The 25,700-nt window shown below is 60.3% G+C and carries 25 protein-coding genes; 18 read left to right on the top strand and 7 right to left on the bottom strand.

Annotated elements, in window-relative coordinates; all coding sequences use genetic code 11:
* Window positions 1-100 (bottom strand): NAD-dependent epimerase/dehydratase family protein (locus AACS18_RS18910; protein WP_339373266.1); only part of this gene is annotated, 100 nt, incomplete at its 3' end.
* A 213-nt stretch (window positions 101-313) separates the two neighbouring features.
* On the opposite strand from AACS18_RS18910, the gene tsaA reads away from it, so the two are divergent.
* Both tsaA and AACS18_RS18900 read left to right on the top strand, forming a co-directional pair.
* Entirely contained in the window at window positions 314-1,018 is a 705-nt protein-coding gene (tsaA, locus tag AACS18_RS18905; protein ID WP_108613036.1) for a tRNA (N6-threonylcarbamoyladenosine(37)-N6)-methyltransferase TrmO, read from the top strand.
* Between the two features lie 288 nt (window positions 1,019-1,306).
* Window positions 1,307-1,855 carry a cytochrome b gene (locus AACS18_RS18900; protein WP_064341216.1) on the top strand — a complete coding sequence of 183 codons (549 nt, stop codon included), beginning with the start codon at window positions 1,307-1,309 and terminating at the stop codon, window positions 1,853-1,855.
* 76 nt (window positions 1,856-1,931) lie between these two features.
* Here AACS18_RS18900 and AACS18_RS18895 read toward each other — a convergent pair whose 3' ends face one another.
* Window positions 1,932-2,612 carry a bactofilin family protein gene (locus tag AACS18_RS18895; RefSeq protein ID WP_108613034.1) on the bottom strand — a complete coding sequence of 227 codons (681 nt, stop codon included), beginning with the start codon at window positions 2,610-2,612 and terminating at the stop codon, window positions 1,932-1,934.
* Window positions 2,613-2,811: 199 nt separating this feature from the next.
* On the opposite strand from AACS18_RS18895, the gene AACS18_RS18890 reads away from it, so the two are divergent.
* The 6 genes from AACS18_RS18890 to AACS18_RS18865 all read left to right on the top strand — a co-directional run bounded on the left by AACS18_RS18890 (window position 2,812) and on the right by AACS18_RS18865 (window position 7,183).
* Window positions 2,812-3,486, top strand: coding sequence for a response regulator transcription factor (locus AACS18_RS18890; protein WP_041201856.1), 675 nt, complete (start codon window positions 2,812-2,814; stop codon window positions 3,484-3,486).
* Window positions 3,486-4,871, top strand: a complete 1,386-nt coding sequence (locus AACS18_RS18885; RefSeq protein ID WP_005338217.1) for an ATP-binding protein — start codon at window positions 3,486-3,488, stop codon at window positions 4,869-4,871. Before AACS18_RS18890 ends, AACS18_RS18885 begins: the two co-directional genes overlap by 1 nt.
* A 283-nt stretch (window positions 4,872-5,154) precedes the next feature.
* A complete protein-coding gene (locus AACS18_RS18880; RefSeq protein ID WP_181363328.1) occupies window positions 5,155-5,907 on the top strand; it encodes an Abi-alpha family protein in 753 nt (250 codons plus the stop codon).
* Window positions 5,908-5,957: 50 nt separating this feature from the next.
* Window positions 5,958-6,239 (top strand): putative quinol monooxygenase, encoded by a 282-nt coding sequence (locus tag AACS18_RS18875; RefSeq protein WP_108613032.1) that lies wholly within the window; start codon window positions 5,958-5,960, stop codon window positions 6,237-6,239.
* A 146-nt stretch (window positions 6,240-6,385) separates the two neighbouring features.
* A complete protein-coding gene (locus AACS18_RS18870) occupies window positions 6,386-6,817 on the top strand; it encodes an N-acetyltransferase (protein WP_108613031.1) in 432 nt (143 codons plus the stop codon).
* A gap of 117 nt (window positions 6,818-6,934) precedes the next feature.
* A complete protein-coding gene (locus tag AACS18_RS18865) occupies window positions 6,935-7,183 on the top strand; it encodes a DUF3297 family protein (protein WP_108613030.1) in 249 nt (82 codons plus the stop codon).
* Window positions 7,184-7,310: 127 nt separating this feature from the next.
* On the opposite strand, the gene AACS18_RS18860 is transcribed toward AACS18_RS18865, so the two are convergent.
* Complete coding sequence (locus AACS18_RS18860) at window positions 7,311-8,588, bottom strand: NAD(P)/FAD-dependent oxidoreductase (RefSeq protein ID WP_108613029.1); 1,278 nt, start codon at window positions 8,586-8,588, stop codon at window positions 7,311-7,313.
* 45 nt (window positions 8,589-8,633) lie between these two features.
* On the bottom strand, window positions 8,634-9,236 hold the full coding sequence (puuR, locus tag AACS18_RS18855) for an HTH-type transcriptional regulator PuuR (RefSeq protein WP_108613028.1): 603 nt from the start codon (window positions 9,234-9,236) through the stop codon (window positions 8,634-8,636).
* 413 nt (window positions 9,237-9,649) lie between these two features.
* On the opposite strand from puuR, the gene AACS18_RS18850 reads away from it, so the two are divergent.
* From AACS18_RS18850 to AACS18_RS18830, 5 genes are all read left to right on the top strand, one after another.
* Window positions 9,650-11,113, top strand: coding sequence for an NAD-dependent succinate-semialdehyde dehydrogenase (locus AACS18_RS18850; protein ID WP_108613027.1), 1,464 nt, complete (start codon window positions 9,650-9,652; stop codon window positions 11,111-11,113).
* 124 nt (window positions 11,114-11,237) lie between these two features.
* Window positions 11,238-12,527, top strand: coding sequence for a 4-aminobutyrate--2-oxoglutarate transaminase (gene gabT, locus AACS18_RS18845; RefSeq protein ID WP_108613026.1), 1,290 nt, complete (start codon window positions 11,238-11,240; stop codon window positions 12,525-12,527).
* Between the two features lie 366 nt (window positions 12,528-12,893).
* Window positions 12,894-14,243, top strand: coding sequence for an APC family permease (locus AACS18_RS18840; protein ID WP_005359067.1), 1,350 nt, complete (start codon window positions 12,894-12,896; stop codon window positions 14,241-14,243).
* Between the two features lie 664 nt (window positions 14,244-14,907).
* Entirely contained in the window at window positions 14,908-15,048 is a 141-nt protein-coding gene (locus AACS18_RS18835; protein WP_005338239.1) for a hypothetical protein, read from the top strand.
* Window positions 15,048-16,394 (top strand): APC family permease, encoded by a 1,347-nt coding sequence (locus AACS18_RS18830; protein ID WP_058057766.1) that lies wholly within the window; start codon window positions 15,048-15,050, stop codon window positions 16,392-16,394. Before AACS18_RS18835 ends, AACS18_RS18830 begins: the two co-directional genes overlap by 1 nt.
* Before the next feature lie 94 nt (window positions 16,395-16,488).
* On the opposite strand, the gene AACS18_RS18825 is transcribed toward AACS18_RS18830, so the two are convergent.
* The gene (locus tag AACS18_RS18825) at window positions 16,489-16,863 is read right to left on the bottom strand and encodes a hypothetical protein (protein ID WP_108613024.1); all 375 of its coding nucleotides are present in this window, start codon (window positions 16,861-16,863) and stop codon (window positions 16,489-16,491) included.
* A gap of 249 nt (window positions 16,864-17,112) precedes the next feature.
* Between AACS18_RS18825 and AACS18_RS18820 the strand changes: the two genes are divergently transcribed.
* Both AACS18_RS18820 and AACS18_RS18815 read left to right on the top strand, forming a co-directional pair.
* Window positions 17,113-18,261, top strand: coding sequence for a sodium:phosphate symporter (locus AACS18_RS18820; RefSeq protein WP_069554592.1), 1,149 nt, complete (start codon window positions 17,113-17,115; stop codon window positions 18,259-18,261).
* Between the two features lie 174 nt (window positions 18,262-18,435).
* The gene (locus AACS18_RS18815) at window positions 18,436-18,906 is read left to right on the top strand and encodes an FKBP-type peptidyl-prolyl cis-trans isomerase (protein ID WP_005338245.1); all 471 of its coding nucleotides are present in this window, start codon (window positions 18,436-18,438) and stop codon (window positions 18,904-18,906) included.
* A gap of 64 nt (window positions 18,907-18,970) precedes the next feature.
* Here AACS18_RS18815 and ggt read toward each other — a convergent pair whose 3' ends face one another.
* Window positions 18,971-20,752 (bottom strand): gamma-glutamyltransferase, encoded by a 1,782-nt coding sequence (gene ggt, locus AACS18_RS18810; protein WP_108613023.1) that lies wholly within the window; start codon window positions 20,750-20,752, stop codon window positions 18,971-18,973.
* A 191-nt stretch (window positions 20,753-20,943) separates the two neighbouring features.
* Entirely contained in the window at window positions 20,944-21,855 is a 912-nt protein-coding gene (gene rdgC / locus AACS18_RS18805; protein ID WP_005347467.1) for a recombination-associated protein RdgC, read from the bottom strand.
* 177 nt (window positions 21,856-22,032) lie between these two features.
* Between rdgC and AACS18_RS18800 the strand changes: the two genes are divergently transcribed.
* From AACS18_RS18800 to AACS18_RS18790, 3 genes are all read left to right on the top strand, one after another.
* Window positions 22,033-22,461, top strand: coding sequence for a GNAT family N-acetyltransferase (locus AACS18_RS18800; RefSeq protein WP_108613022.1), 429 nt, complete (start codon window positions 22,033-22,035; stop codon window positions 22,459-22,461).
* 103 nt (window positions 22,462-22,564) lie between these two features.
* Complete coding sequence (locus tag AACS18_RS18795) at window positions 22,565-23,599, top strand: exonuclease SbcCD subunit D C-terminal domain-containing protein (RefSeq protein ID WP_108613021.1); 1,035 nt, start codon at window positions 22,565-22,567, stop codon at window positions 23,597-23,599.
* On the top strand, window positions 23,596-25,700 hold a 2,105-nt coding region (locus tag AACS18_RS18790), incomplete at its 3' end, for an AAA family ATPase (RefSeq protein ID WP_146184794.1). The genes AACS18_RS18795 and AACS18_RS18790, both read left to right, overlap by 4 nt.

Genomic DNA, 25,700 nt, shown 5'->3' with positions numbered 1-25,700 from the left:
GGCCACGGTTGAACAGGGTCACTTCATGGCCCCAATCCAGTGCCAGCGCGGTGAGGTGGTGCCCCAAAAAGCCGGTGCCACCAATAATCAGCAGTTTCATCCCTCTCCCTCCCCCTTAGGCGCGAGTGCGCATATTTCATCCTGACACGCCAGTTGCCTCCACCCTACGCAACTTGGCGCGTGGGCACAGCCCCCGACTGGCCGGGATGGGACAGGGATCACGGCAGCGCCACAGAAAAGGGCGTAATGAGGCCAAGCCTGCGTTTTGGGGCCGCCTGTGCTAAATTGCCGGGGTTTTCAGTCAGGATCCGCCATGAAGTTCGAAATCGACACCCTCGGGATCATCCGCTCTCCCTACAAGGAGAAGTTCGCCATCCCCCGCCAGCCCGGTCTGGTCAAATCGGCCCGCGCCCGCCTCGAGCTGCTCCCCCCTTACGATCAGCCGGATGTGCTGCGCGGCATCGAGCAGTTCTCCCATCTGTGGCTCAGCTTCGTCTTTCACCAGACCATGGCGCAGGGCTGGCACCCGACGGTGCGCCCGCCGCGCCTTGGCGGCAACGAACGGGTCGGCGTCTTTGCCACTCGTTCCACCTTCCGCCCCAATCCGCTTGGCCTCTCTGTGGTCGAACTGCACGGGGTCGGTCGCGAGCGGGGCAAGCTGTGGCTGGAGCTGGGAGCGGTGGATCTGCTCGATGGCACCCCCATCGTCGATATCAAACCCTATCTTCCCTATGCCGACAGCCTGCCGGATGCCCGTGGTGGTTTTGCCCCCGACGCCCCCACCCCGCCGCTGGCGGTGAGCTTCAGTGCCGAGGCCGAGCAGCAGTTGCAACCCTGGCTCAAGGCCCATCCCGAGCTGCGCCAGCTGGTGAGCGAAGTGCTGGCACAAGATCCGCGCCCCGCCTACAAGAAGGGCAAGCCCGATGAGAAGGAGTACGGAGTGCGGCTGTTTGACTGCAATGTCCGTTTTCGCATCAGCGAGCCGGATTGCATGGTGCTGGCCATCGAGCCCGCCTGAACCTGGGCGGGCCGACATCACGGATGCTATTTCACGCCTTCTTCACGTCACAAGGGGCTTAATGAGCCTGTAAATTGTGTGGCATTGATCAGACTATCCACCCGATTGCCAGTGATACCATGCAGACAGCAGAGGACATCTCCTCTCTGACTGAGGCCAGCCGCAGGCTGCCGGTTGATGGCAAGCATGGCAGCCAGCCTGTTGCCGCCAAAGGATCAGGCCTCACCCCGACACTCTTGAGTGCGGGGATGCCACACGGATGTGACAACACTTCGAAGGAACAAACCTATGCTGATGAACAGTGAACAACGTTATGGCACCCTGAATATCGGGCTGCACTGGCTGACCCTGTGGGCCATGATCGCCGTCTACGCCCTGATCGAATTTCGCGATATCTTCCCCAAGGGGGACCCTGGCCGGGACCTCATGAAGGAGTGGCACTTTATGCTGGGGCTGCTTATTTTCGCTCTGGTGTTTGTCAGACTGGCCCTGCGCTGGATGAGCCCGACACCCCGCATCGTGCCCGAGCTCTCCCCGGTCATGCACAAGCTGGCAAAACTGGCCCACCTCGCCCTCTACGGTTTTCTTATTCTCACCCCGCTGTTTGGCTGGCTGCTGCTGAGCGCCGCGGGCAAACCCATCCCCTTCTTCGGGCTTGAGCTGCCTGCCCTGCTCTCCCCAAGTCCAGACCTCAAGGGGCTGATCAAGGAGGTGCACGAGACCCTGGGTAATATCGGTTACGCCCTGATCGGCCTGCACACGGTGGCGGCCCTCTATCACCACCATATTCTCAAAGACAACACCCTCACCAATATGCTGCCGCCGCGCCGCAGCTAACTGCTAATGAGGAAATGCAGAGGGGGCCATCGTGGCCCCCTCTCTGTTTTCCTGAACAGCACGCTGGCAAAGAGCATTACGCCTGCTTGGCCAGCTCCTCGGTCGACTTGCCTTTCGGCTCGTGCGGCAGCTTTTTCACATTGCTCTTGTTCTCCGGCTGCTTGCTCCCGGACGAACTGTTTTCAGACAAGGCTTGCAACACGGGATCGGCCTTGCCGGCCACGGTGGGCTGGGACTGGCCAACAAAGTTGCCGCCCTTGCAGATGGAGAGGCTGCCCCCCTTGAAGATCCCCTGCATCTTGCCGCTCTCCAGGATCTCCACCTCGGCAGAGGTACAGGTGCCTTCCAGCAGACCATTGATGATCACGTGGGGCGCACTCACCTCTCCCTCAACGCTACCGCCCTGCATGATGCGCAGCACACCACCGATGAGCTGGATGGTGCCATTGACCTGACCGCGCACCTCCAGATCCCCCTCCACCTGCAACTCGCCCTTGAAGCGGGCACCGGCTGCAATCACGGTGGCCCCCGCCGACGCAGTAGCCGCACCACCTTTGTTTCTTCCAAACATCCGTACTCTCTCCACCAACCACACAAGCAGAACCAGCGGCATCGGCGCCACTGGCCACAGAAAACAGGGCGACCCCAGCACGTAGAGCAGCAAGGCTGCCCCCCAGCAGAGCCAGACAATATAGAGGAGGTCGCTGCGCTCACGCTGTTGCAGTCGCGCCAGCAGCCTTCCGGCCATCTCTCTCATCACATCAAACCTTTCGCAGCATGGCTGCCGACCAGCAGGCCATCGACAACCCGGACCATGGTTAAACGACCAGTTGACGCGAACTCTGAAGTCCCGCTGATTCAGTCCTGATACAGCCGGGATGCATTAGGATTCGAATTGACTCGAAGCGACATACACTTTCTAATTGACAGCCTGGATCCCTATGACCGCTCACATCATGAAAATTCTGTTGGTCGAAGACGACAAGCTGCTCAATCACCACCTCTCCTCTCTGCTGACCGAAGCCGACAATCAGGTCTACAGCACCGACCAGGCCGGGATTGCACTGCACTACGCCGCCGACTATCCCATTGATGTGGCCATCATCGACCTCGGTCTGCCCGATATGGACGGCCTGCAACTGATCCGGCAACTGCGTGAACGGCAGATCCCTTTCCCCATCATTGTGCTGACCGCCCGTGGCAACTGGCAGGACAAGGTTGAAGGACTGGAAGCCGGTGCTGATGACTATCTGGTCAAACCGTTCCAGAAAGATGAGCTGCTGGCCCGACTCAATGCGCTGGTGCGCCGCAGCGCCGGTTTTATCTCACCCAGGGTGAAGGCCGGTGATTACGAGCTGGATCTCTCCCGCAAGGAGCTGACCATCGCCGGTGAAGTGGCGGTGCTCACCAGCTTTGAATACCTCATTCTGGAGTACCTGATGCGTAACGCCCGTCAGGTGGTCTCCAAGCAGCAACTGCTCGACCAGCTCTACGGCGACGGCGAAGGGGACCCCAACACCATCGAGGTGATGGTGAGCCGCCTGCGCAAGAAGCTGGATCCGGAAGGGACGATTCAACCCATCTCCACCATCCGGCGTCAGGGTTACATCTTCAACCTTTCCTGTAACTGATGCAGTTTCATCTGCCGCGCCCCATCAAGATGATCCGCAGCTCACTGCACATCAAACTGCTGCTCAGCTCGCTGCTGGTCATCGCGCTGATCATGGGGTTTGCCGTCTACGCCCTCTACCTCGGCCACGTCGAGGAGCAGACCCAGAAGGCCAGCGCCCGGATGCAGGAGAACCTGGCCAAGCTGTTTTCCTCCACCGAGCCGGATGACAAGGGGTCGAACGTCGAGCTGGGGCGGATATCCCGTGGTGCAGGGGATCGCAACCTCGATACCCTGATCTGCCGCGCCGATGGCGATCTGGTCTGGTCGAGCCTCCATATGCCGGAGGTAATCAAGGCCAAACAGACCATTTGCGGCGATCTGATGAAGTATCTGGGGGGGATGGATCTCGACTACTTCTTCAAGAAGCACACCATCAAGAACGGCGAGAGCTACTTCGTCTACAGCCTGCGGTTTATCCGCAATCCCGGCAGCGGCACCACCGCCTACTACGTGGTGATGATCGACTCGGCCAAACGCTATCACGAAGAGTCCCGCACCTACCTCTACCAGACCGCCAAACAGGCACTGCTCGCCTATATGCTGCTGGCCGGGCTGCTGCTGCTCACCACCTTCTGGAGCCTCAGCTCCCTGCGCACCATCGCCCGTCAGATCGACGATATCCGGGCCGGCAAGCGCGATGACCTCTCGAGCGATTTTGAGCGGGAGCTGGCCCCGCTGACCGACTCCATCAACCAGCTGCTGGAGAACGAACGCCAGCAGACCCAGCGCTACCAGCACGCCCTCAACGATCTCGCCCACAGCCTGAAAACCCGGCTGGCGCTGATCCAGATCACTACCCGCGAAGTGAAGCTGGGGCGGGAGATCCACGACAACATCAACGAGCAGATCCTCACCATGGATCAGATGATCCAGTATCAGCTCAGACGGGCCGTGACCGGCCGCCAGCGCCTTGCCAGCAAGGGCACCGAGCCGGTGCCGCTGATTGAAAAACTGCTGGCCAGCCTGACCAAGGTCTATCGCCACAAGAAGCTGCAAACCCACTTCAAGTTCGATGATGACGCCCTCTTCCACGGCGAACAGGGCGACCTGATGGAGCTGATGGGTAACCTGCTCGACAACGCCTGCAAGTTTGCCATCAGCGAAGTGAAGGTGACGGTGCGCCGCCATCTCGAGCGGCTGCGTATCGAAGTGGAAGATGATGGCCCGGGAATCGATCCGGCCAAATCGGAACAGATCTTCCAGCGCGGCGTGCGGGCAGACAGTTCACCCGGTCAGGGCATAGGTCTGGCGGTGGTGACCGAAATCGTCCACAGCTATGGCGGCCAGATCCGGGTCGATGAATCCCCCCTCGGCGGCGCCCGCTTTACCCTGGACTTGCCCTGATCGGCATTGCCCTGCTCAGCCTAGCCAGTGATGGCCCAATCACAAGGCCCCCGACCCCGGGGGCCTTGTGGTTTCTGCCACCCAAGTTGTTTTAATTTATTGATCCGGCACTGATTCTTGCCCCTCTGCCCTTCCACAAACGGCCTCAATCGGTATCATGGTCGCGCGGTAGCGTTGGCTTGATTAACTTGGCGATACACCTTATTTACTTGTCGGTGCTGATCCCCATGAAGCCCAACAGACAATAATTTATAAAAGACTTAGTTCAAGGATGGTAAACTCAATGGGTGAAAAAGAGATAAGTATTACAACTGATGGTCTTGTACTTAAAGGCGATATTGTTGATGCTGTTTCAGCACCTATTTCAACCATGTGCAAAACTGCAGACACGATATTGAAGGTTGTTGACAATCTTGTTGGTTTACCTGCAGATTTTTTAAATTTTCATTTAAAAACATTTCGAGATACTTATGCTGAAGGGTACGAAAAAATACCTCTTAAACAGCGTATAGAGCCAACACTTCGCCTTGGCTGCAACATATTAAAAAATGTAGCCTACTCTGCCGAAGAACCTGAAATTCAAAAACTCTTCGCACAGCTTTTATTGTCCGCATCGGATACGCAATATGAATCTGATGTTCACCCAAGCTATGCTTCAGTGATTAGTGAAATGACGGCACTGGATGCAAAGGTGCTTTACACTGAGTTTGGTGATTTCTGTAAGCAAGAAATGCTTGATAGTTCCACAAAGGAAAAAGCATATTCTAGCCTTATTCGCCTGGGGTTAATAACATGGCAAGATCGAGATTACACTAATGAAGATCTAGTAAAGTTTGTGGGGAAAAAACATTACTCTGTCCCTCGTAGAATTGAAGACTATCCAAGAGTAATGGTGGATTTAATGAATGACATTCAAACGCTGAAAAATACAATTATAAAAGACAAGCAAACATCAACAAGACTAGAGAGAAAAGAACTTATTTTAACAAAGTTTGGCGCAGACTTTATCAGGACAGTTTGCCGAAATGAATGCTAATAAAATATTCAACATGAAATAATGACGCCTCTCAACCTTCAAGGTGAATAATGAGCAGAGTAATATTAAAAGGATTTATTATCGTCCCCTCCAACGATTTGGCTGCGGTCAAGGATGAACTTGATAACCATATCCAGTTAACCCGATCTGAAACCGGCTGTCTGATCTTTAAGGTGAACCAAGATACTCTCAATCCCTGCCGATTCGATGTATACGAAGAGTTTGTTGATGAGGCGGCTTTTCAAGCCCATCAGGCCAGAGTCAAATCCTCCCGCTGGGGTGAAATTACCGTCAATGTCGAGCGACACTATACGGTAACAGGGATTGCATAAATCATAGCCTTGTCATTTTGGCCAAGGTGGTGAACCGGGAGTGGCTCAGAACTCTCCCCCCTCTCGCTACCGCGAATGCCCGATTGCGCTGCGCTTATCGAGCCTACGTCATTGCGTTATTTCCACACTTTGTAATTGAGGCCACGATGATCCGTCCATTATCCGCCACTGATCTGGATGCCGCAGTCGAGCTCTGGTATCAGGCATCGGTACAAGCCCACGACTTTATTCCAGCAGCCTTCTGGCATGCGCAGCGTGCAGCGATGCGGGATATCTATCTGCCTGCTAGCGAGAGCTGGGTTTATGAGGAGCAGGGGCAGCTGGCAGGGTTTATCTCCTGGTATCAGGGGTCTGTTGCCGCCCTGTTTATCTCCCCAGATCACCAAGCACACGGACTGGGTCGCCAACTGCTCGATCACCTCAAAGCCAAATATGACCGGCTCGAGTTAACGGTCTACGCCGAAAATGAGCAGGCGCGGCGCTTTTACACCCGCAACGGCTTTCACGAGGGGGAGCAGAGAATATGCGAGCATAGCGGCCACGCCGAGATCATCATGCATTGGCAGCGGGGCATTTGAACTCACAAACACTGGCTGATTGCTGACATGCTGCGGCAGGGCGGGTAGGCGTTGCCTTGAATGCCATGGCGGCATTCTCTACAATGACCCACTTTTTATTCATTTCGGGTTATATCGATGAGCGATACCAGCACCAAACCGGCTCTGCCGGATCACCTCTCCTGCAATCCCCGCAGCCCTCACTATGTGGCCACCTGCTTCGAGCACCCGATCGGTATTCGCCTGAACGGCAAAGAGCGCACCGATGTCGAGGAGTACTGCATCAGCGAAGGTTGGGTGAAGATCCCCTCCCCCAAGGCGCTGGATCGCCGTGGTCAGCCCATCCTGATCAAACTCAAGGGCACCGTTGAAGCCTTCTACAGCTAATCAGCGCGCTACTGCTTGATAAACAACAAGGCCACCCTCGCGGTGGCCTTGTTGTTTCCGGTATTGGTGCTGGCATCTGCGCTAACTAAGCGGCCCCCACCAGTACACATTTCTCGCAGAGCAGCTCTTATACCCCCAAGCGGTCGCGCAAGGTGTACCAGGCGGCGCCCGCGGCGGTGAAGGGGATACGGAACAGGCGACCACCCGGGAAGGGGTAGTGCGGCAGTTTGGCAAAGGCATCGAAGCGCTCCGCCTGACCGCTCAGCACCTCGGAGAGCAGCTTGCCAGCCAGATGGGTACAGGTGACGCCGTGGCCGCTGTAGCCCTGCATGTAGTAGATGTTGGGGCCGATGCGACCAAACTGCGGCAGCCGTGACAGGGTGAGCAGGAAGTTGCCGGTCCAGGTGTACTCCACCTTGACGTCGGCCAGCTGCGGGAAGGTCTTGAGCATCTTGGGGATGATCAGCCGCTCGATATCCGCCGGATCCCGCGCGCCATAGACCACGCCGCCGCCATAGAGCAGCCGGTGATCGCCGGAGGTGCGGTAGTAGTCGAGCAGGTAGTTGCAATCCTCCAGACAGTAGTTTTGCGGCAGCAGTGAACGGGCCCGCTCCTCTCCCAGCACTTCGGTGGCGATCACCTGGGTGCCGCAAGGCATGCTCTTGCTGGCCAGTTCCGGCACCAGATTGCCGAGGTAGGCATTGCCCGCCACCACCACAAAGCTCGCCTTCACCGCCCCCTTGGCGGTCTTGACCAAGGCTGGCTGCCCCGGGGTGATACTGGTGACGGCGGATTGTTCGAAGATCTGCCCCCCCTGGATGCGGATCGCTTCCGCCTCCCCCAACGCCAGATTGAGGGGGTGGATATGGCCGCCGCTCTTGTCGAGCAGGGCGCCGACATAGCGATCGCTCGCGACCACCTCGCGCACCCCCTTGGCATCGAGCAGCTCCAGCTGGTCGTTGCCCCACTTCTGCCAGCGGGCGTATTGGGATTTGAGCTCGTGCAGCTGCTTCTCGGTCTCGGCAGCAAAGACGCCCCCCTCCTGCAGATCGCACTGGATGTTGTAGCGCTTGATCCGCTCGCGGATGATCTGGCCCCCCTCAAACAACATGGAACCGAGCAGCCTGGCCTGATCCGGCGGGCAGTTCGCTTCTATGGTGTCGATGTCGCGGCTGTAGGAGTTGACGATCTGGCCGCCGTTGCGGCCGCTGGCGCCAAAGCCGACACGTGCGGCCTCCAGCACCACCACCTTGTAGCCCTTCTCTACCAGATGCAGCGCACTGGAGAGGCCGGTATAACCCGCCCCGATGACGCAGACATCGCACTCCAGCTGCTCGGTCAATGTCGGGTAGGGCGCGTGTTTATTAGCGCTGGCTGCGTAGTAACTGTTTACATGTTCGGTCATAATCCCTGTTTCCTTACCGGTTCGGTTGCCAAACTACTGTCAGGATTAAAAGCTCGCCGGGGTGTGGGCGCTGACGATGCGACAGGTCTCCCCCGACGGATTGCTGAAGCTGTGGGGCTCGCCGGTGTCGATCACATAGCTGTCGCCCGCCTCCAGCTGATAACTCTGGCCCGCCACCGTCAGGATCACCGACCCCTCCAGTACGGTGCCGACCTCCTCCCCCTGATGGGTCACCTGACCGCCGGTGTCGGTGCCGGGGGGATAGGTCTCCAGCATAAAGCCGAGCTGGCGGCGGTTGTTGCCGTTGTGCACCAACTTGAGGGAGACCCCCTGGCTGCCCAGCTCGATCAGCTGATCCGCCTTGATCACCACCTCCGGAGTGCGGCTCTCCTCCTCGGCGAAAAAGCGCGACAGCGGCAGGCCATAGATGGTGAGCAGCTTTTGCAGGGAGGCCACAGAGGGGCTCACCTTGTCCTGCTCGATCATGCAGATGGCACCGTGGGTCAGACCGCTCAGCTCGGCCGCCCGCCGCTGGGAGAGCCCCAGCTGATGGCGTACCGCCGCCAGCCGTTCCCCCATGGTGCACGCCCCGGCATCAGCCGCACTCAACGGTCGAGCCACGCTCTCCCGGCTCTGCGGCCCGCTCATGACAAGCCCCCTGCTGCGCCATATCTGCATCCTTGCATCATCAGCCTCTCCTGCTTGCGCGTGATCGCATCGGATCAGGCGCTGCCTGTTTACCCTGCTGGTTAAAATAGCCGACCAGCTTTCCCTTGCCGTTCACTATGTTACACAGCGAAACCGTTCATTATTTTGCACACCTGATTTACCATCTCCCGGTCGTTTGCCCACTTGCAGCCTGCAAGCGAACCGGAGAAAACGCGCTACACAGCCCATTTTCTAGCATGGCGCCCCCCAGCAATTCAAATATATTTAACACTTGAAAAACATTTCAGCTCAAATTATGGTCTTCCTGTGCTTATTATTTTATACGGCAGCGGCGCAGGAAGGGTCGGCTCACTCCGGCAACCAGCTGCTTTGACCCACACTCGAGGCTTCTCATGTCAGGAACAACATCCCACTCCAGCTTGATCACATCCCGCGCCTATATAGATGGACAGTGGTGCGAGGCCGCCAGCGGCCGCACCTTCGAGGTCACCAACCCCGCCAGCGGTGCCGTCATTACCCAGGTGCCCGACATGGATGCCGAGGATACCCGCCGCGCCATCGCGGCCGCCCATGCGGCGCAACCCGCTTGGGCAGCCCTCACCGCCAAGGAGCGCAGCAACAAGCTCTACGCCTGGTTTACCGCCATCACCGCCCACAGCGATGAACTGGCCCGCATCATGACCTGCGAGCAGGGCAAGCCGCTGGCGGAAGCCAAAGGGGAAGTGACCTACGGCGCCAGCTTTATCCAGTGGTTCGCCGAAGAGGGCAAGCGCGCCTATGGCCGTACCATCCCGGGCTTTAGTGGTGACCGCCGGTTGGCCACCATCAAGCAGCCGGTGGGCGTGGTCGCCGCCATCACTCCGTGGAACTTCCCCATTGCCATGATCACCCGCAAAGCAGGCCCGGCGCTGGCCGCCGGTTGCACTATCGTCATCAAACCCGCCGCAGAAACGCCGCTCTGCGCGCTGGCGCTGGCGCTGCTTGCCGAGCAAGCGGGCATCCCCGCTGGTGTCATCAATATCGTCACCAGCCATCAGGCGAGCGCGGTGGGCAACGAGCTGTGCAGCAACCCGGTGGTGCGCAAGCTCTCCTTCACCGGCTCCACCCGCATCGGCAAACTGCTGATGCGCCAGTGCGCCGACACCATGAAAAAGCTGTCGCTGGAGCTGGGTGGCAACGCCCCCTTTATCGTCTTTGACGACGCCGACCTCGACGCCGCGGTGGCCGGGGCGCTCGCCTCCAAATACCGCAACGCCGGGCAGACCTGCGTCTGCGCCAACCGCATTCTGGTGCAGGCCAGCGTCTATGACGCCTTCGCCGAGAAGCTGACTGCCGCCGTTGCCGCCTTCAAGGTGGGAGATGGCATGGCGGAGGGCACCCAGATCGGCCCGCTCATCAACCCGGCTGCCGCCAGCAAGGTGGCCGAGCTGGTGCAGCAATCGGTCGCCGCCGGTGCCGAAGTGCTGCTGGGGGGCGAAGCTCACCCCGCTGGTCCCCTCTTCTACCAACCCACCATTTTGGGCAAGGTGGATAAAACCAATCCCATCCTGCAGGAGGAGATCTTCGGCCCGGTCGCCCCGCTGGTGCGCTTCGAGACAGAAGCCGAGGCCATCGCCATTGCCAACGACACCCCTTATGGCCTGGCCGCCTACTTTTATGGCCGCGATATCGCCCGGGTGTGGCGCGTCGCCGAACAGTTGGAATACGGCATGGTCGGCATCAACGAGGGGATCATCTCAACCGAGCTGGCCCCCTTTGGCGGCATCAAGGAGTCGGGGTTGGGCCGGGAAGGGGCCGCCGAGGGGCTGGAGGAGTATCTGGAGACCAAATACCTCTGCTTTGGCGCCATTCGCTAGGGCTGCAACAGAGAGACAAGGCGCCGCCGATCTGGCCCGATGGGCTGATCGGCGGTAATAGGCGCCAAAACGCCTGCCACATTTTCAGGGAATATCGGGGGCTGCGGCCCCTCAGGGAGGAAAGATGAGTCAGTCAGAATCAAACAAGGCGTGGCAAGCGCGCCGCGAAGCGGCCGTGGTCAATGGCGTCGGTACCCTGCTGCCGGTCTTTATCGACCGTGCGCAAAATGCCGAGCTGTGGGATGTGGAGGGCAACCGATACATCGACTTTGCCTCCGGCATCGCCGTGCTCAACACCGGCCACAACCACCCCAAAGTGGTGGCGGCGGTGCGCGATCAGCTTGAAAAGTTTAGTCACACCTGCTTTCAGGTCACCCCGTACCCGGGCTATATCGAGCTTGCCGAAAAGCTCAACGCCCTGGTGCCCGGCCCGACCCCGAAACGCACCCTGTTTCTCTCCACCGGCGCCGAGGCGGTCGAGAACGCCATCAAGATTGCCCGCGCCCACACCGGTCGCAGCGGCACCATCGCCTTCAAGGGGGGCTTTCACGGTCGCACCATGATGGGGATGGCGCTCACCGGCAAGGTAGTGCCCTACAAGACCGGCTTTGGCCCCTTCCCGGGGGAGGTCTACCACATCCCCTTCCCCGCCGATTATCTCGGGGTAAGTGAAGAGGATGCCCTGCACGCCCTCGAGCTCTGCTTCAGCGCCGACATCGAGCCGAGCCGGGTTGCCGCCATCATTATCGAGCCGGTACAGGGCGAAGGGGGCTTCTATCCCGCCTCCCCGAGCTTTATGCAGAAGCTGCGCAGCGTCTGCGACCAGCACGGCATTCTGCTGATCTGCGACGAGATCCAGAGCGGTTTTTGCCGCACCGGCAAGACCTTCGCCACCGAGTATGCCGGCATCGAGCCGGACATCATGACGTTGGCCAAGAGTCTGGCGGGGGGCTTCCCTCTCTCGGCGGTGGTGGGCAAGGCAGAGATCATGAACGCGGCCAAGCCGGGTGGTCTGGGTGGTACCTATGCCGGTTCCCCCATTGCCTGCGCCGCCGCGCTGGCGGTATTGCAGGTGATCGACGAGGAGAAACTCAACCAGAAAGCGCTGGATCAGGGGGAGCAGATCAAGGCGGGGCTGGAACGCATAGCCGAGCGTTTTGACTGCATAGGTCAAATTCGCGGCCCCGGTGCCATGGTAGCCATGGAGCTGGTGAAACGCCGTGATGCCAGCCAGCCCGATCCCGACCTCACCAAACGTCTGGTGGCCGAGGCGGGCAAACGCGGTCTGGTCCTGCTCTCATGCGGGGTGCGTGCAAATGTCATCCGTTTTCTCGCCCCCCTGACAGCCCCTGCGGCAGTGATTGACGAGGGGCTGCAACTCCTTGAAAAATCACTGGAGGCCGTGCTGGCCTGACCAGCAGGAAAGTGACCACTCACCTGTGCAAATAAATGCAATTTTGCCCCCTTTTTTTCTTGTCAAGGGGGCCCTGCAAATGCACAATGCGCCGCCACTGAAAGAACCGATGCAAAACAATGGCATCGGTTCTTTTTTAGACAGTGAACACACCCATAAACGAGGCCGGATCACCCCCGGAAAAGATAGCGAGATTGGCAGCAGTCTCCCGACACCAAGTCTAGTGAGGAACAACATGGGGCATCTCAATGCTTTCCAACCGGCCATGGCCGGTATGCGCCGCCCTGGCGCCCTTGATTCCCGGGCCTCTCTCCCGGTTTCGTTGATGGACCGTGCCACTCTGGCACTGCATGAGGAACATGCATAATGGCGGCCCAGCAGGTTGGTCTGAAAAAGACCCTCAAACTGTGGCAGGTCGTGGTTATGGGACTGGCGTACCTCACCCCCATGGCTGTGTTCGACACCTTCGGCATCGTTACCGAGATCACCGAAGGCCATGTGCCGACCGCCTACCTGTTTGCCCTCATCGGCATGCTGTTCACTGCCCTGAGCTACGGCCATCTGGTGCGCAAGTTCCCGTCAGCCGGCTCCGCCTATACCTATGCCCAGAAGGTGTTTCACCCCTATGTCGGCTTTATGGTGGGCTGGACCTCCCTGCTCGACTACATGTTCATGCCGATGATCAACATGCTGCTGGCCAAGATCTATCTCGAAGCCCTCTTCCCGAACGTAGAGCCCTGGACCTATATCTTCGGTCTGGCGGCGGTGATGACCGCCCTCAACCTGCGCGGCATCAAGCTGGTGGCCAACTTCAACAGCCTGATCGTGGTGATGCAGTTCAGCATCATCGCCATCTTCATCGGCCTGATCGCCTGGGGCGTTCACAACGGTGAAGGGCTGGGGACCGTGGCCAGCAGCCGCCCCTTCTTCTCCGAGCAGATCCAGGTGTCACCGCTGCTGATGGGGGCCTCCATCCTCTGTCTGTCGTTCCTCGGCTTTGACGCCATCAGCACCCTGTCGGAAGAGACCCCGGACGCGGATCGGGTGATCCCCCGCGCCATCGTGCTGACGGCGCTGATCGGCGGTGTGCTGTTCGTCACCACCTCCTACTTCCTGCAGCTCTACTTCCCGGACATCTCCCGCTTCCAGCATCCGGATGCGGTACTGCCGGAGATCGCCCTCTATGTGGGCGGCAAGCTGTTCCAGGCGGTGGTGCTGGTCTGCACCACAGTAGCGGTGCTGGCCTCGGGGCTCGCCTCCCACGCCGGTGTATCGCGCCTGCTCTACGTGATGGGTCGTGATCGCGCCCTGCCCGCCCGCTTCTTCGGCTACATCCATCCGAAGTGGCAGACCCCGGCGTTCAACGTGCTGCTGGTCGGCCTGCTGGCCCTCTCTGCGGTGTCGCTGGATCTGGAGATGGCGCTGGCGCTGATCAACTTCGGCGCTCTGGTGGCCTTCACCTTCGTCAATCTGGCGGTGATTGCCCACTTCTATGTGAAGCTGGGCCGCAACAAGTGTCTCAAGGATCACCTGATGTACCTGCTGCTGCCGCTCTGTGGCGCCGCCTGCATCGGGGTACTGTGGCTCAACCTCGAACCCTCCTCCTTCGAGCTGGGGCTGATCTGGGCGGCGCTGGGGGCCATCTACCTGTTCCTGCGCCTCACCGTGTTCCGCATCCCGCTGCATACCGCCGACAAGGTGGAGATCGCCCAGTAACCGCTGGCGCCCCTTCCACCGATAGAGAACAAGGAGCCTGCGGGCTCCTTGTTGTTTTTGCGGCTCACTGGTTGCCAGCAGCACAGGTTGCCAGAAATGCGGTTTCTGCAGGAAGTGTGACTGATTTCAAATAACTACCCAGCCGGACTGCTCGCCGTGCCATGGCTCAAGCCGCATAGCCCCCCATCCCCAGTCATTAATATGAATGGATATGCAATAGATCTTTTTCCACTTCAACCCCTCCCATCACCCGCCAGCCGATAAGTTCGCTGGACTCGAGCCCGGGGGAGCTCCGCCAAATATGATCAGGATCAATGTTGAGGCGCTATGCACCCTGCAGCCCCGATTTGCCGATTTTTCATACGCCATGACAGGGTTCTCTTCCCCCCCGAAAAAGGGGGAGCGGCTCGGGGACGGCTGCAGGGGGCGAGTGACCACTTACCTGCCCCGTGCGTATGCAAAAAAATGCGTTAATCCGCCCTTTTTTGCTTGTCAAGGGGGCTGACCGAATGCACAATACGCCGCCAATAAAGGACCGATGTTCACTGCGACATCGGTTTTTGTATTTTTGAAGTGCAGTACAAACCCACCACAAGAGGCCGGAACGTTTCCGGAAGTGATATTCGAGATTGCCAAACAATCTCCCGACGTTGAGAGGATAACAATGGGGCGTTTTAATGCTTTCCTGCCGGTACAGCCCGGTATGCGCCTCCCCGGCGCCCTTGATGTACAGGCTTGCGAATCCATCGTATCCCTGCGCTCGTTGCAAGCACGTGCTGCGGCACTGATTGAGGAGAAAGCGTAATGGCATCGCAAAACGCCAAGCTGCTCAAGACCCTTACCCTGACACAAGTGATTGTGATGGGTCTGGCCTATCTGACCCCCATGGCTGTCTTCGACACCTTCGCCATCGTCGGTGACATCACCGATGGCCGGGTCGCCACCGCCTATCTGCTGGCTCTGGGTGGCATCCTGCTCACCGCTCTCAGCTACGGACATCTGGTACGCAAGTTCCCCTCTGCGGGCTCTGCCTATACCTATGCCCAGAAGGTGTTCAACCCCTACGTCGGTTTCATGGTCGGCTGGTCCTCCCTGCTCGACTACATGTTCATGCCGATGATCAATATTCTGCTGGCCAAGATCTACCTGACCGCCATGTTCCCGGGCGTCGAGCCCTGGGTGTTCATCTTCGGTCTGGTGACCGTGATGACCTTCCTGAACCTGCGCGGCATCAATCTGGTGGCCAACTTCAACGGTCTGATCGTGGTGATCCAGCTGGCCATCATCACCCTCTTTATCGGCCTGATGGCGTGGGGCATCTACCACGGTGAAGGGGCTGGCACCCTGATGAGCAGCCGTCCGTTCCACTTCGAGTCAGCACAGCTGGTACCGCTCTTTACCGGTGCCACCATCCTCTGCTTCTCGTTCCTGGGCTTTGACGGTCTGAGCTCCCTCTCCGAAGAGACCCCGAACGCCGGCAAGGTGATCCCCAAGGCGATCGTGCTGACTGCCCTTATCGGCGGCATCATCTTCGTGGTGGTCTCCTACTGCCTGCAGCTCTACTTCCCGAGCCTCGCCCGCTTCCAGCATCCGGATGCGGTACTGCCGGAGATCGCCCTCTACGTTGGCGGCACCTTCTTCCAGTCGGTGGTTCTGGTCTGCACCACGGTCGCGGTACTGGCCTCCGGCATGGCGGCTCACGCCGGTGTGTCGCGCATCCTCTACGTGATGGGGCGTGACCGCATGATCCCGGAGCGGGTGTTTGGCTACATCCACCCGAAATACCGCACCCCGGCCATCAACGTGCTGATGGTGGGCGGTCTGGCCCTCTCCGCCGTGTCGTTTGATCTGGATACCGCGCTGGCGCTGGTCAACTTCGGCGCACTGGTGGCGTTCAGCTTCGTCAATCTGTCGGTGATCGGTCAGTTCTGGGTACGCGAGAAGCGCAACAAGACCCTCAAGGATCACGTCATCTACCTGTTGATGCCGCTGCTCGGTGCCGCCACCATCGGTGCCCTCTGGATCAACCTGGAGCAGAGCTCGCTGGAGCTGGGCCTGATCTGGGCTGGCCTCGGCGCAACCTATCTGTTCCTGCGTCTGGCGGTGTTCCGTATCCCGTTCCGTCAGTACGAGGAAGCGGCTGACGCCTGATCCTTTGCGGATAACGGATAGACAGAAGGGGAGCCATGGCTCCCCTTTTTGCTTCCGGTCTCTTGCCGGTCACACGGGCTTGGGCCCGGTCTGCTTACTGCTTATCCAGCACCGCGGTCGCTGCAGCCTTGAGCGGATCGCGAGCGATGGTTTTGGCATCCTGCTCTGCCTTGTGCAGCTGCTGGTTTGCCTTGTCCATCTTCTGCTGCATACCGTTGCCGCTCTCCTTGAGATCGGCGCGCTGCTCGCCCAGCAGGTCGGTACGGCCTTTTTGCACCTCGGCTTTCACCTTCTCTTTCTCCTGCTTCACCAGCTTGCTGGTATCACAGTTGCCCTTGACACCCAGAGTGGCATTCACCGCTTCGTTTTTGAGGGCCTTGTCGAGGTTGCAGTCGGTTTTCAACAGGCTGGCCTGTGCCCCTGCCGAGAGCAGCCCCAGCGACAGAGAGAGGATCCATGCACGCATCATCTTGTTTACTCCTGCTTGCCAATAAAGGGGCGCAGTGTAGCGATCACATTCCGGCTGACAAGGCGGCAGTGCTCTCGTCCCCCCTTTTGCCATCCCAGAGCCAACCGGCTCGGTCAGCGCCTGTCGCCGCAGTTCGTCGTCATAAAAACATCATCGAAATGTCACGTTGTCATATTTCTGTCATTAACCACTGATTAAATGCGCGGGTCATCAACAACCCAAGACGGAACGACCGTCTCAAGAGGCTTTATGCAACACCATCACTCCTTGTCACAGCCGCCCGCGACCCGCGCCCTGTTCAACTGGATGAGTGTCATCGTACTGGTCTACCTGATCCTGGTCGCCGTGGGCGCCATCTCCCACGGCTTCAAAGATTTCTCCGGCGGCGCCGAGGGCGCAGCCCAGATCTTCGCCTTTGCCAACAACCCCTTTGTCGCCCTGCTGCTGGGTATTCTCGCTACCGCGCTGGTGCAATCCTCCAGCACCGTCACCTCGGTGATCGTCGGTCTGGTGGCTGGCGGCCTGCCCATCAGCATGGCCATCCCCATGGTGATGGGTGCCAACCTCGGCACCACCATCACCAACACCATCGTCTCCATGGGCCATGTGCGGGATCGCGCCGAGTTCCGCCGCGCCTTCGCCGCCGCCACCGTGCACGACTTTTTCAACCTGCTGGCGGTGTTCATCTTCCTGCCGCTGGAGCTGATGTTCGGTCTGCTGCAACACAGCGCCGAGTGGCTGGCCAACCTGCTGGTAGGCTCCGCCAACATGTCGATGAAGGGCATGGATTTCATGAAGCCGCTGACCGCTCCGGCCCAGCAGCTGATTGACAGCGCCGTTGCCTTCCTGCCGGGCAAGGGTGCCGCCATCGCCACTATCATCATCGGTATCCTGCTGATCCTCGCCTGCGTCACGTATCTCGGCAAAGTGCTGCAACAGGTACTGGTTGGCCGCGCCAAAGAGGTGCTGCACAAGGCGCTGGGCCGTGGCCCGCTGACCGGCATTACCTCCGGTGCGCTGGTGACCATCATGGTGCAGTCCTCCTCCACCACCACCAGCCTGATGATCCCGCTGGCCGGCGGCGGCGTGTTCAGCACCCGTCAGCTCTACCCCTTCACCCTGGGGGCCAATATCGGTACCACCATCACCGCCCTGCTGGCTGCCACCGCCATCAGCGGAGCCGGAGCCCAGCTGGCCATGACCATCGCGCTGGTCCACGTGCTGTTCAACCTCTTCGCCGTGGTGCTCATCTATGGCATCCCCTTCCTGCGTGACCTGCCGGTGCGCGCCGCCGAGGGGCTTGCCCGGGTAGGCAGCGAGAACAAGCTGCTGGCACTGGGTTATGTGGCGGGTCTCTTCTTCGCCCTGCCCGCCCTGATGATGGTGGCTGCCAAGTAAGCGTCACAACCATGACAAGGGGCGAGTCAGCGACTCGCCCCTTTTTGCGTCCAAGTCGCCGAGCTTTGCCTGCCCGTACACATCCTCCTGCCCTGTGGCTCGCCATCAGGGGCGGTGCGCGATAAGATGGCGTCCTCATTGCACTTTTTACATTTCATGGAACAGGAAAAACCGATGAAATTCATACTGATCGCGCTGCTCATCGCCGGTGTGGCCTACTACTTCTACTCCAGCAGCAACAACAAGAAGCTGGCGGCCGACAACGTGCGGATTGGCGCCGAGTTCCTCGCCAGCAACAAGGACAAACCGCTGGTGACCACCACCGCCTCCGGCCTGCAGTACGAAGTGCTGACCCCGGGCACCGGCACCGTTCACCCCACTGCCACCAGCAAGGTGAAGGTGCACTACGAGGGCAAGTTGCTGGACGGTACCGTCTTTGACAGCTCGGTTGCCCGTGGCGAGCCCATCGAATTTGGCCTCAATCAGGTGATCGCCGGCTGGACCGAAGGGGTACAGCTGATGGTGGAAGGTGAGAAGACCCGTTTCTACATCCCCGCCAACCTCGCCTACGGCGACCGCGCCGCGGGCAAAATCCCGCCGGGATCAGTGCTGATTTTTGATGTGGAGCTGTTGGGTATCCAGTAAGCGCTCCGTCACGCTCCATCAACAACAAGGCCAGCATTATGCTGGCCTTGTTGCTATGGGAACCTCACTCCCCCTTGGCGATCCCTTCCCGGCGCGGATCCGCTGCGCCAAACCAGCCGCCAGCGTTGCGCTCAACCCCCTGCAGGCCGGAGGTCTGCTCGTTCAATACCACCTCGTGTCCCCTCGCCTTCAATCCCTCGACCACCGACATGGGGGTGCGTCCCGCTTCCAGCTCGGTGGGGCCGTTGCGGCTGCCAAAGTTGGGCAGGTTGATGGCCTGTTGCAGGTTCAGGCCCCAATCCTGGGTACCGAGCAGGGTCTTGCCCACGTAGTTGATAATGGCGGAGCCCCCCGGCGAGCCCAGCGTCATGGTCAGCTCGCCGCTTGGCTTGTCAAACACCAGCAGGGGTGACATGGAGGAGCGGGGCCGCTTGCCCGGCTCCACCCGGTTTGCCACCGGCAGACCGGCGGCATCCACCGAGGTGAAGGAGAAATCGGTGAGCTGGTTGTTGAGCAGGTAGCCGTTGACCATCTGACGCGACCCGAAACCATCCTCGATGGAGCTGGTCATGGAGATAGCCATCCCCGCCTTGTCGACGATCGAGACATGGCTGGTAGAGGGGAGTTCCGGGGTCGCATCCTTGCCGCGTGCCAGCGCCAGTGGCGGCGTACCGGGCTTGGCAATCCCCATGGAACGCTGACCAACCAGCTTGCCGCGCTCGGCCAGATAGCCCTTGTCCAGCAACCCCTGCACCGGCACGCTGACAAAATCGCTGTCGGCGACGTACTGGTTGCGATCGGCGAAGGCCAGACGCGCCGCTTCGCTGTAGAGGTGGATAGCCTCGCTGGAAGCAGCCAGTCCCCCCTCCTTCGTGGTGATCGGCTTGAGGGCCGCCATATCGCGGCTCTCCAGCATGCCGAAGATCTGGCCGAGTGCCAGGGTGCCGGATGAGGGAGTGGGGAAACCGCAGATCTTGCTCTGGCGATAGTCAAAGCAGAGGCCATCCCGCAGTTTGGCCTGATAGCTGGCCAGATCTGTGGCCGCCAGTACCCCGGGATTGGTGGGATGCTGGCGTACCTTGGCCACCATGGCATCCGCCAGCGGCCCCCGATAGAAGGCATCCGCCCCCTCTGTAGCCAGAGTGCGCAGCACCTTGGCCAGCGCCGGGTTGGTCAGCCGGGTGCCCGCCGTTTTGGGGCTGCCATCAACCTGATAGAAGTAGGCTCGCGCCTGCGGATCCCGTGCCAGATAGGGATCCTTGGCCAGCAATGTGGCCAGCCGTGGACTTATCACAAATCCTTGTTCTGCCAGCGTGATGGCGGGCTCGAACAGCGCAGCCCAGGGCAGCTTGCCATAACGCTGATGGGCCAGCGCCAGGGCGCGCAGGGTACCGGGAACGCCGACCGAGCGGCCCCCGACCACCCCGTCATAAAACGCCAGCGGCTTGCCATCTTGCATAAACAGCTGGTCGGTGGCGGCAGCCGGCGCCGTCTCGCGGCCATCCACCGCACTCACCTTGCGGCCATCCCACACCAGCAGCAGCGTCCCGCCACCGATCCCGGAGGATTGCGGCTCCACCAGCGTCAACACCAGCTGCACCGCAATGGCGGCATCGACGGCACTGCCACCGGCCTTGATGATCTGGTAGCCCGCATCCACCGCCAGCGGGTTGGCGGCCGCCACCATGAAATCATGGCCCTGCCAGCCCTGTTTGTCGGTCCAGCCACTGGCGGCTTCGGGTGCGATCAGGGTCTGGGCTGGCGGGGTGTAGTGAAAGCCGTTGTCACTGGCACAACCGGCCAGCAGGGCAAGGGCGATAGCGAGCCCCAGAGGTTTGCGCAACATGACACTCTCCTTGTCTGTTTTATGACCATAAAGAGGGACTATGTCACGATTGGCGCTGACAGCTCAAGTTATTGAACAAGATCAATATCTTACTCATCTATCAATAATGGCTATCCGCAATAGATATAAAAAAACCGCCCGAAGGCGGCTTTTACGATGGGATGGCAGAGGCCAAACAGGTGCAAGTCCGGTTAGATGGACTGCTCTTCGCCACCCAGGGCGGCAAACAGCGCCGGGATAAACTGGGACAGCTCAGCGGTCACCAGCGCGAAATCTGCATCCAGACGGGCGGCCGGATCTTCGCTGGTGACGTCGTCGTTCTGCTCGCGCAGCTCTTCGCTGAATTTCAGGCGCTTGATGGAGAGATCATCCCCCAGCACGAAGCTGACGGTCTCGCCCCAGTTAAGGGCCAGCTTGGTCACCAGCTTGTCGTTGGCCAGATGGTTCTTGATTTCATCCGTCATCAGATCCTGCTGCTTGCAGCGGATGATGCCGCCGTGCTCCATGGCACTGCGCAGCTCGGCTTCATCTTCCAGCGTGAAGGAAGCGGGCAGGTTGCCCTCGTTCAGCCACTCGGTCATGGTGATCTCGGGCGGGTTCTTGAGAGCCACCGGCACCACCGGCAGGGAGCCGATGGATTTGCGCAACAGCGCCAGCAGATCGTCCGCCTTCTTGGCAGAACCTGCGTCCACCACCATCAAATTGTCGGCCGGATTGATCCAGGCGAAGGTCTGGCTGGTACGACTGAAGGCACGGGGCAGCAGGGTGTGGAGGATCTCCTCTTTCAGCGCCTCCTTCTCTTTCTTCTTGAGGGCGCGTCCCTGTTCGAACTCGATCGCCTCTACCTTCTCGGCCAGCATCTCCTTGACCACGGTACCGGGCAGCATCTTCTCCTCTTTGCGGGCGCAGATGAGGATATGGCCGGAGGCAGAGTGGGTCAGAGTTGAGCCGAATTTGCCAAGGGGCTTGACCCACCCGAAACGGGAGATGTCCTGACTGCCGCAAGGGGTGAAGGCACAGGCTTCCAGCTGGGTTTCCAGCTGATCAACGGTCAGGTCAAAGGGGCGGGTAAAGCGATAAATCTGCAGGTTTTTAAACCACATGGCGTCCTCGGTCTCTAGATTGTCCGGCGGGCATTGTACTAGAGAGGCGCTTTGTGATCAGCCAATCATTCTCGCTAAATAAAGGGCGATCGACCTCACAGGGTCTCATTTATGTCACCTGTTTGTTCATCAAGTTCTCCTAGACTGCGAAAGTAAATTGTTAATAAGGATGAAAGTATGTTGCGGCCCAGTCGCCCGGAAGACATGGAAGAAATCGTCGAAATCTGGTTGCTGGCCTCCCTGCAGGCCCACGATTTCGTCGATGCCTCCTGCTGGTGGCAGGCCCAGGAGGATCTGCGTACCCGCTATCTCGATCGCGCCGCCATCTGGGTGTTCGAGGAGCGCGGCGATCTGCTCGGTTTCATGGCGATGGTGGACAACTATCTCGCCGCCCTCTTCGTGCGCCCCGACCGTCAGGGCCGCGGTGTCGGCCACGCCCTGCTACTGGAGGCCAAGCGTCAGGGGGCGTCGCTCCACGCCCGGGTCTTTGTCGAGAACGATCAGGCGGTGCGTTTCTATCGCCGCCACGGTTTTGTCATCGAGGCCGAGGAGCCCGATCCCCTCACCGGCCACCCCCAATACCGGATGTGCTGCGAACCCGCCTGAATCGATGCCAGCCCCCTGTTTTACTTGAAAAAAGCAAGGGGCATCCTCATCTTGTCTCCATCGGGTGCCACCGGCACCATCCCTGCAACCGGGCTGCTTTCCAATGAAAATCCTCCATACCGCCGACTGGCACCTTGGCCATCAACTTCATGGCCATGACCGCCGTTTTGAACACGATGCCTTTCTCGACTGGCTGAGTGACACCCTCAAGGCGCGCGAGATCGATGCCCTGCTGGTAGCGGGTGATCTGTTTGATACCGCCAATCCCCCCGCCAGTGCCTGGCAACAGCTCTACCGTTTTCTGGCGCGGCTGCGTGCCGAGATGCCCCACCTCAACATGGTGCTGATCGGCGGCAACCACGACTCCCCCTCCAAGCTCGATGCCCCACACGAACTGCTTCGCGCCTTCGATCTGCATCTGGTGGGCAGCATCAGCCGCGACAGTGAGGGCAAGCTCGAGACCGACCGTCTGCTGGTACCGCTGCAAGACCGGGAGGGCAAGATCGCCGCATGGTGCGCAGCCGTGCCCTTCCTGCGCAGCAGCGATCTGCGGGTAGAGTCGTTGGAAGAAGGACAAGACAGGCTGATCGAAGGGGTTCGACAGGTCTACGCCGAGGTGCTGGCCGAAGGGCGCGCCCGCTGCGGGGAGGCGCTGCCGCTTTCGCTTGCCGAAGCGAACTACAACCATCAGGTGCTGGAAGTGACCTTTGCAGAGGGGAAACTGGCCGGGCTGGAGCGGATCCCGGTGCCCCGCGCGGTGGAGATGATCCGCCTGCCCCAGAGCACCCTCGACGACGCGCTGAACGCCATCGCATCGCTCGAGCTGCCTGATTGTCCACAAGAGGCACAGCCCTTCCTCGAAGTGCGGCTGCTACTGCCCAAGCCCGAGGCCCGCATCCGCGAGCGCATTCTCGCCGCCATCGCAGATAAACCGGTGCGTCTGGCCCGCATCAGCACCCAATATCAGGGCACGGGGGAAGGGCTGGCCGATGGTCGCGAGCGGCGCAGGCTCGATGAGCTCTCCCCCACCGAGGTGTTTCGCCTCTGCTATCAGCGCCAGTTCGAGGGGGAGCCCGAGGCTGGGTTGGTTGCCTCGTTTGAAGAGATCCTGGAGCAGGTGAAGGAGTCAAACCAATGAAAATCTTGTCTCTGTCAGGTGAGAATCTGGCCAGTCTGACCGGCCCCTTCACCATCGACTTTACCAGGGGGGCGCTCGGCGCCGCGGGTCTGTTTGCCATCACCGGCAATACCGGCGCAGGCAAGAGCACATTGCTCGACGCCATTTGTCTGGCCCTCTACGACGAGATGCCGCGCTTTATCGCCAATCGCAAGAATGTGGCCGAAGTGGGCCGCATGGATGATGAGGAGAAACTCAAGGCCAACGACGTGCGCGGCATCCTCAGTCGCGGCCACGCCAGCGGCTTTGCCGAGGTGCAGTTTCGTGGCTGCGATGGCCGCATCTGGCTGGCCCGCTGGGCGGTGCGCCGGGCGCGAAACCGCTCGGAGGGGCGTTTTCAGGCGCAGGAGCGCACCCTGACCGATGTGGAGTCCGGGCAAGTATTCTCCGGCAGCAAGCGGGAGCTGCAGGATCGCATCGACGAGCTGGTGGGTCTCTCCTGGGAGCAGTTCCGCCGCGCGGTGATCCTGCCGCAGGGGGAGTTTGCCGCCTTCCTCAAATCGGATGCCAACGAGCGCTCCGCCCTGCTCGAACGGATGACCGGCACCGAGCTTTACTCCGCCATCTCCATCCAGACCTATGAACGGGCGCGGGAAGAGCAGCAGAAGCTGGCCACCATCGACCAGCGCCTCGGCGACGTGGCGCTGATGGATGAAGCGACCCGCGAACAGTGGGTAAGCCAGCAGGTGAGCCTCTCCACCACCCTCAAGCACGAGCAGCAACAGCAGCTGCTGATGCAGGACTTGCGCGACCTCAACAGCCGCATTGCCGCCCAGCTGCAGGGCTGCGCCGATGGACAGGCGGCGCTCGATGCCGCCCTGCAGGCCCACGGCGCCGCGGCCCCCGAGCGCGAGGAGTTTGCCCGTGCCGAACAGGCCCAGGTGGCCCGAGCCGATCACGACGAGCTGGCCCGCCTCACCCTTGAGGTACAGCAGCAGGAGAAGGTGATCGCCGAGCTGGGGCCGGAGCTTGCCAAACTCGAGGAGCAGACCCAGCAGAGCGCGCTGACCGAACAGCAGTTGCTGGCGGAGAAGATCGCCGCCGAGCGGGAATGGGGTGCCCTGCAACCCGAACTCAAGCGGGCACAAGAGCTCGATACCCGCATCAGGGAGAAAGTGCAGCAGTTGCAGAAGATCCAGCTGGAGGGGGCACAGGAGCGAGAAGTGCAACTCACGCTGGAGCAGGGCTGGCGCGAGCAGAGCCGACAGGTGGAGCTGCTCAAGCAGCAGCACCAGCAGTGGGGCCTTTGGCTCGAAGAGCACAAGGAGCTGGCACCGGTGGCCCGCCAGTGGCAGCCCCTGCTCAGCGCCATGCAGGATTGGGCCGAGGATGCCGACAAGCTGCAGCAACTGCTCACCCTGCGGGATCACAAGCTGCGCGCCCTGCAACAGTTGCAGCGCCAGCTGGAGCAAGGCCAGCAAGAGCGCGACTACTGGCAACATGAACAAGCTCGGCTGCAACAGCAACAGAACGAGTTGCAGGAGCAGCAGTGGGAGAGCCGCCTCGCCAAGGCGCAGGAGCAGTGGCAGCAGCAAACCGAACAGCTGGGCCAGCTGCGCCAGCTGCTGGAGCTGGCCGATTATGGCCGCAACCACGGCGAACAACATGGCCGCTTGCAGCAGGAGGTTGCCCAGCTGGAGCAGGCGCTGGGCAAGCTCGCCACCCTTGGCGAAGAGCTGGCCCCCGCCCGCGAGCGGCTCGCCCTGCAGCGGGATGAGGCGCGCCATGCGCTGGAGCAGTCCCGCGCCATCGCCAGCTTCGAGCAGTATCGCCATATCCTGAGCGATGGCGAACCTTGCCCGCTGTGCGGTTCCGGGGAGCACCCCTACAGCCAGAGCCAACCACAAGTGGCGGGGATCCTGGGTCAGCTGGCGGAGCGGGTCAGAAGCCTCGAACTCGAATGGGATCGGCTCAATCATCAATACATCCATTGCGAGAGCGAGCGTCAGGAGCTGGCCCGCCAGCTGGCGGTGCGCCAGCAACATCTGCCAGAGCTGGAGGCACGCGCCGAGCAGCTGACCCAGCGCTGGCTGCAGCTGGGAGGCGATACCCTGCTCGGCCA

Origin of the sequence: Aeromonas sp. HMWF015 (assembly GCF_963878965.1) — a bacterium.
GTDB classification, from domain to species: domain Bacteria; phylum Pseudomonadota; class Gammaproteobacteria; order Enterobacterales; family Aeromonadaceae; genus Aeromonas; species Aeromonas veronii.
The sequence above is the reverse complement of the archived record's forward strand: the minus strand, read 5'-3'. Positions and strand labels throughout refer to the sequence as shown.

Bases quoted from the DNA above. Each gene is read 5' to 3' on its own strand.
- tsaA (WP_108613036.1), top strand. From the start codon at position 314: ATGAAGTTCGAAATCGACACCCTCGGGATCATCCGCTCTCCCTACAAG.
- AACS18_RS18900 (WP_064341216.1), top strand. From the start codon at position 1,307: ATGCTGATGAACAGTGAACAACGTTATGGCACCCTGAATATCGGGCTG.
- AACS18_RS18895 (WP_108613034.1), bottom strand. From the start codon at position 2,612: ATGAGAGAGATGGCCGGAAGGCTGCTGGCGCGACTGCAACAGCGTGAG.
- AACS18_RS18890 (WP_041201856.1), top strand. From the start codon at position 2,812: ATGAAAATTCTGTTGGTCGAAGACGACAAGCTGCTCAATCACCACCTC.
- AACS18_RS18885 (WP_005338217.1), top strand. From the start codon at position 3,486: ATGCAGTTTCATCTGCCGCGCCCCATCAAGATGATCCGCAGCTCACTG.
- AACS18_RS18880 (WP_181363328.1), top strand. From the start codon at position 5,155: ATGGGTGAAAAAGAGATAAGTATTACAACTGATGGTCTTGTACTTAAA.
- AACS18_RS18875 (WP_108613032.1), top strand. From the start codon at position 5,958: ATGAGCAGAGTAATATTAAAAGGATTTATTATCGTCCCCTCCAACGAT.
- AACS18_RS18870 (WP_108613031.1), top strand. From the start codon at position 6,386: ATGATCCGTCCATTATCCGCCACTGATCTGGATGCCGCAGTCGAGCTC.
- AACS18_RS18865 (WP_108613030.1), top strand. From the start codon at position 6,935: ATGAGCGATACCAGCACCAAACCGGCTCTGCCGGATCACCTCTCCTGC.
- AACS18_RS18860 (WP_108613029.1), bottom strand. From the start codon at position 8,588: ATGACCGAACATGTAAACAGTTACTACGCAGCCAGCGCTAATAAACAC.
- puuR (WP_108613028.1), bottom strand. From the start codon at position 9,236: ATGAGCGGGCCGCAGAGCCGGGAGAGCGTGGCTCGACCGTTGAGTGCG.
- AACS18_RS18850 (WP_108613027.1), top strand. From the start codon at position 9,650: ATGTCAGGAACAACATCCCACTCCAGCTTGATCACATCCCGCGCCTAT.
- gabT (WP_108613026.1), top strand. From the start codon at position 11,238: ATGAGTCAGTCAGAATCAAACAAGGCGTGGCAAGCGCGCCGCGAAGCG.
- AACS18_RS18840 (WP_005359067.1), top strand. From the start codon at position 12,894: ATGGCGGCCCAGCAGGTTGGTCTGAAAAAGACCCTCAAACTGTGGCAG.
- AACS18_RS18835 (WP_005338239.1), top strand. From the start codon at position 14,908: ATGGGGCGTTTTAATGCTTTCCTGCCGGTACAGCCCGGTATGCGCCTC.
- AACS18_RS18830 (WP_058057766.1), top strand. From the start codon at position 15,048: ATGGCATCGCAAAACGCCAAGCTGCTCAAGACCCTTACCCTGACACAA.
- AACS18_RS18825 (WP_108613024.1), bottom strand. From the start codon at position 16,863: ATGATGCGTGCATGGATCCTCTCTCTGTCGCTGGGGCTGCTCTCGGCA.
- AACS18_RS18820 (WP_069554592.1), top strand. From the start codon at position 17,113: ATGCAACACCATCACTCCTTGTCACAGCCGCCCGCGACCCGCGCCCTG.
- AACS18_RS18815 (WP_005338245.1), top strand. From the start codon at position 18,436: ATGAAATTCATACTGATCGCGCTGCTCATCGCCGGTGTGGCCTACTAC.
- ggt (WP_108613023.1), bottom strand. From the start codon at position 20,752: ATGTTGCGCAAACCTCTGGGGCTCGCTATCGCCCTTGCCCTGCTGGCC.
- rdgC (WP_005347467.1), bottom strand. From the start codon at position 21,855: ATGTGGTTTAAAAACCTGCAGATTTATCGCTTTACCCGCCCCTTTGAC.
- AACS18_RS18800 (WP_108613022.1), top strand. From the start codon at position 22,033: ATGTTGCGGCCCAGTCGCCCGGAAGACATGGAAGAAATCGTCGAAATC.
- AACS18_RS18795 (WP_108613021.1), top strand. From the start codon at position 22,565: ATGAAAATCCTCCATACCGCCGACTGGCACCTTGGCCATCAACTTCAT.